3 protein-coding genes and 1 pseudogene are annotated in these 4748 nt (G+C 67.9%); 1 reads left to right on the top strand and 3 read right to left on the bottom strand.

The window, feature by feature from the left end:
• A pseudogene (locus tag J7E68_RS10710) lies at positions 1–225 on the top strand (ATP-dependent DNA ligase); the annotation flags it as partial.
• Between the two features lie 3 nt (positions 226–228).
• On the opposite strand, the gene ligD reads toward J7E68_RS10710, so the two are convergent.
• The 3 genes from ligD to J7E68_RS10725 form a co-directional block, all read right to left on the bottom strand.
• The gene (ligD, locus tag J7E68_RS10715; RefSeq protein ID WP_215172440.1) at positions 229–1281 is read right to left on the bottom strand and encodes a non-homologous end-joining DNA ligase; all 1053 of its coding nucleotides are present in this window, start codon (positions 1279–1281) and stop codon (positions 229–231) included.
• A 39-nt stretch (positions 1282–1320) separates the two neighbouring features.
• Positions 1321–2505, bottom strand: a complete 1185-nt coding sequence (locus J7E68_RS10720; protein ID WP_215172442.1) for an SseB family protein — start codon at positions 2503–2505, stop codon at positions 1321–1323.
• 26 nt (positions 2506–2531) lie between these two features.
• On the bottom strand, positions 2532–4748 hold a 2217-nt coding region (locus J7E68_RS10725), incomplete at its 5' end, for a 3'-5' exonuclease (protein WP_215172444.1).

The following is a 4748-nucleotide window of genomic DNA, read 5'->3' on the forward strand; positions in this document are numbered from 1 at the left end:
ACCGGCGAGGGCGAGCGCTCACGATTCAGCGGCTCGAAGGACGTGTCGTTCGTGCGGCTCCGCCCGGAGCTGGTGCTGGAGGTGCGCTACGACCAGCTCGAAGGAGCACGGTTCCGCCACACCGTGCAGTTCGAGCGCTGGCGCCCTGACCGCGAGGCGCGGTCGTGCACCTACGACCAGCTCGACACCGTCGCCGGGTACGACCTCGCGGATGTGATCGGCTGAGGCTCAGTCCTCGACCGGGTCGCCGTTCTCGTCCCAGTTCGCCGCCACCTTCTTGCTCGGCTGCACCCGGGGCGGCTCACCGGGCATCTTGGGGAACTCCGGGGGGAACGACAGCTCCCCCAGCCCCGCCTCGACGTCGCGCTCCCACCACTCCAGCAGCGTGTCGATGCGTCCTCTTCGCTGTTGAGCGCCCGCCCACGGATCGCCGACATCGTCGAGCCGCTGGGGGATGCTGCGCACCGTGAAGGTCGCAGGATCGAGACCGTCGAGCTCTTCCCAGTGCACAGGCGTCGACACCGTCGCCCCGGGAAGGGCGCGCGGACTGTAGGCGCCGGCCATCGTGCGGTCGCGGTTCGCCTGGTTGAAGTCGATGAAGATGCGCTCCCCCCGCTCTTCCTTCCACCAGTTCATCGTCACCTGCTCGGGCATCCGTCGCTCCAGCTCCCGGCCCGCGGCGATCACGGCGTGACGGACGTCGAGGAACTCGTGAGTGGGCTCGATGGGCGCGAACACGTGGAGGCCGCGATTGCCGCTCGTCTTCACGAACGCGTCGAGCCCGACGTCCTTCAGCACCTCTCTGAGCGCATGCGCAGCGGGGATCGCATCGGAGAATCCCGTACCCGGCTGCGGGTCGAGGTCGATGCGCAGCTCGACCGGGTTGTCGGAGTCGGTCGCCAGAGACGCCCAGGGATGGAACACGATCGTGTTCATCTGCACGGCCCAGACGATGGCGCTCGGGCGGTTCAGCACGATCTGCGGATGCCGTCGGCCGCTGTTGTACGTCACCGTCACCGCGTCGACGTAGTCGGGCGTGCCCTTGGGAGGATTCTTCGAGAAGAAACCCTCGCTGCCCACGCCGTCGCGGAATCGTTCGAGAGAGACCGGCCTGTTGCCGTTCGCCTCGAGGAACGGGGCACTCACCCGCTGGAAGTACTCGGCGAGCTCCGCCTTCGTGATGCCGTCTTGCGGCCACACGACGCGGGTGGGACTGGAGAGCACGACCTCTCGCTCGCCGTCGGGATCGATGACGGTCAGGGGCACGCGTTCTGAGGCCATGCTCTGACCCTAGAGTCCGCGCCAGAGCTGCGGAACCCCTCAGTCCCCGAGGTCGACGGCCATGATGAGCACCGAGCTGAGCGCGTCGCGCTCGACCAGCATGCTCGGCCCTGCCGGGTCGATGACGACCCCGGCCATGTCGACGTGGCTCGAGAGCAGCTTGGCGAGCTGCATCGGCTCGAAGGGCAGCGGACGATCGCCGCGACCGAGTGCCAGCACCTCGAGGGGATGCGAGAACAGCTGCAGGAACCGCTTGCCTTCGGGCGTCTGCGCTTCGGCGATGCCGACCTGTCCGCTGCTGTTGCCCTCGTTGACGGCGACCCACATGCGCTTGACGGCGAGCGCCTCGCCGAGCTTCGACGCGGTGTCCTGATCGCGGGGCGCCGCCAGGATCGACTTCACGGTCATGTCGACATCGGCCTGCTCGAGCGCCTTCTGCAGCAGCTCGGTCGGGAAGACCACCCGGCGGGGCGCCGAGGCGTTGTCGACGATGAGACCGGCGAAGTCTCCCGACACCACCTGCTGCAGCACCGAGGTGACAGGCTGGGCGACCGCCGACGTCGCGGTCGGATCCTTCTCGAGCTGCACGGAATCGCGCACGGCAGCGGCCGAGCTGAACGCGAGCATGAACTGTCGGTCGCCGTCACGCACCACGGCGACCGCCAGGGGCTTGCCCTCGCTGATCTGGGCGCGCGCGTCGCCGTTCACGCGGATGTACAGGTGCCCCTGCAGGGCCTGGCGCAGCACGCCGAGGAGCTGCTCGTTCGTCGCTCCCTGCTCGACCTCTTTGAGAGACTCGCGCAGCAGGACGTTGTCCTTCATGCCGGGGACCGTCTCGGTCTGCTCGGGCGGCTGCACGGAGGCCAGCGGAAGGCGACGTTCGGGCTCCGGTGCGGGGGCTGCGGGTGCAGCCGGTGCCGCAGGAGCCGACGAGGTCGTCTGCGCGGGGGCGGCGTCTGCGGCCGACGGGTCGGGAAGCGAGACCTCGGGCCCTGCCTCTGCACCGACGCCGCGGAAGGCCTGCACCGAGATGCCGATGGTCGGTGCGACCTCCGGGGCTTCGGCTGCATCGTCCGTGCCGGAGGGAGCCCCGGCGCCGGAGGTCGCGACGCCGTCGGCGGTGGCATCCGAGACGGACCCGGCCTCGACGGCGGTCTCGTTCGTCTCTGTCTGGTCGGCGACAGCGTCGTCAGCGGACTTCTTGCGGCGGGAGAACAGGGCCATATCAGCCAGCCTAACCCGCGAAGCCGCTAGATCTTCTCGATCGGCGCGACCTTGATCAACAGCTTCTTCTGCCCCGCCGAATCGAAGCGCACATGGGCGATGCGCTTCGCGCCCTCGCCCGTGATCGCATCGACGCGCCCCTCGCCGAAGTCGGAGTGACGGATGCGGTCGCCCGCAGCGAGCTCGAGATCGCCGTTGTCGCGCATCTTCGCGGTGACCCGATTGGGGAACTTGTCCATCGCGGTCGAGAGCGGCTTGAGCGAGTCTCTGCCAGGAAGCTGCTTGACGGCGAAGCGATCGCCCGATCCGGAGCCGCCGAATCCGCCGGCCCGACGGGCGTTGAGCGCACGCGACTGCATTCCTCCGCGCGAGTTGACGTCTCCGGGCGACTGCCGCCAGTCGATGAGACCCGCGGGGATCTCCTGCAGGAAGCGGCTCGGCATGGCGACCGAGACCTCGCCGAACTGCGCCCTGGTCATCGCGAGGGAGAGGTGCAGGCGCTTGCGCGCACGGGTGATGCCGACGTAGAAGAGACGACGCTCTTCTTGCGGGCCGCCCGGCTCCCCGGCCGAGATGCGGTGCGGGATCAGGTCTTCCTCGACGCCGGTCACGAAGACGGCGTCATACTCGAGCCCCTTCGCGGTGTGCATCGTCATCAGCGACACCGACCCGGACTCGTCGTCGAGGTCGTCGGCATCCGAGACGAGCGCGACCTCGGTGAGGAAGTCGACGATCGTGCCGTCGGGGTTGTTCCTGGCGAAGTCGCGCGCCACGGCCACGAACTCGTCGAGGTTCTCGACCCTGGCCTCGTCTTGAGGGTCGCGGCTGGCGCGGAGCGCGTCGAGATAGCCGCTCTTCGACAGCAGCACGCCCAGGCCGTCGGCGACGGTGGTCGGCGCGGGCACCTCTCCCGAGGCCGGCAGCATGATCTCGGTGGCCTCGGAGAGCACAGCGTCGAGCTGCGCGATGCCTGCCTGGATCTTCGGACCGAAGCCGAGCTCGCCCGGCACCGACAGCGCCTGACGGAAGGTGATGCCGTGCTCTTCTGCGAACCGGGCGATGGCCGTCTCGGTGACGTCGCCGATACCCCGCCTGGGCTTGTTGAGGATGCGGCGGACCGCCATCTCGTCTGCGGGGTTCGCGACGGCGACCAGGTACGCCAGCGCGTCTTTGATCTCGGCGCGCTCGTAGAACTTCGTGCCGCCCATGATCTTGTAGGGCACGGCCGATCGGATGAAGATCTCTTCCAGCGCACGCGACTGCGAGTTGGTGCGATAGAAGACCGCCATCTCGGAGTACGGCATGCCGGAGCGGCGCAGGGCCTCGACCTCGTCGGCGACGAACTGGGCCTCGTCGTGCTGCGAGTATCCGGTGAAGCCGACGATCATGTCGCCGTCGCCCTTGTCGCTCCAGAGCTTCTTGTCTTTGCGGTCGAAGTTGTTGCCGATCACGGCGTTCGCCGCCGACAGGATGTTCTGCGTCGACCGGTAGTTCTGCTCGAGCAGCACGACCCGTGCCCCCGGGAAGTCGCGTTCGAACTCGCTGATGTTGCGGATGTCGGCGCCGCGGAACGCGTAGATCGACTGGTCGGAGTCGCCCACGACCGTGAGAGACGCCCCCTCGAGCTCGGGGGTGGTCTCAGGTTCGAAGATCATCATGCCGTTCGAGGCATACGGGTCGGGCGAATCGCCCGAGACCGGCCTCGTCAGCTCGTGGATGAGCGCGTATTGAGCGTGGTTCGTGTCCTGGTACTCGTCGACCAGGACGTGCCGGAAGCGGCGTCGGTAGGTGTCTGCGACCTGCGGGAACGCGCGGAACAGATAGACCGTCTGGCCGATCAGGTCGTCGAAGTCGAACGCGTTCGCCTTCTGCAGCTGACGCTGATAGGCGGCGAAGAGCTCGACGAAGATCCGCTCGGCCGGATCCGACATGTTCGCCTGCCTGGCGTAGGCATCGGCATCCGACAGCTCGTTCTTGAGCTTCGAGATGCGGGACTGCACGGATGCCGGGGTCAGGCCGTAGGCGTCGGCCTCGTGCTCTTTGACGAGCCGCTTGATGAGCGCGCGGGAGTCGCCGGAGTCGTAGATGGTGAACGACTTGGTGAAGCCGAACTGCTGCGCCTCACGGCGGAGGATCCGCACGCAGGCGGAGTGGAACGTGGAGATCCACATGCCGCGCGCCGCTTCGCCGACGATCGCCTCGACGCGCTCGCGCATCTCGCCTGCAGCCTTGTTGGTGAATGT

The organism is Microbacterium sp. ISL-103, assembly GCF_018613995.1.
GTDB lineage: Bacteria > Actinomycetota > Actinomycetes > Actinomycetales > Microbacteriaceae > Microbacterium.

Coding starts and splice junctions, on each gene's coding strand:
- ligD (WP_215172440.1), bottom strand. CDS start 1,281: ATGGCCTCAGAACGCGTGCCCCTGACCGTCATCGATCCCGACGGCGAG.
- J7E68_RS10720 (WP_215172442.1), bottom strand. CDS start 2,505: ATGGCCCTGTTCTCCCGCCGCAAGAAGTCCGCTGACGACGCTGTCGCC.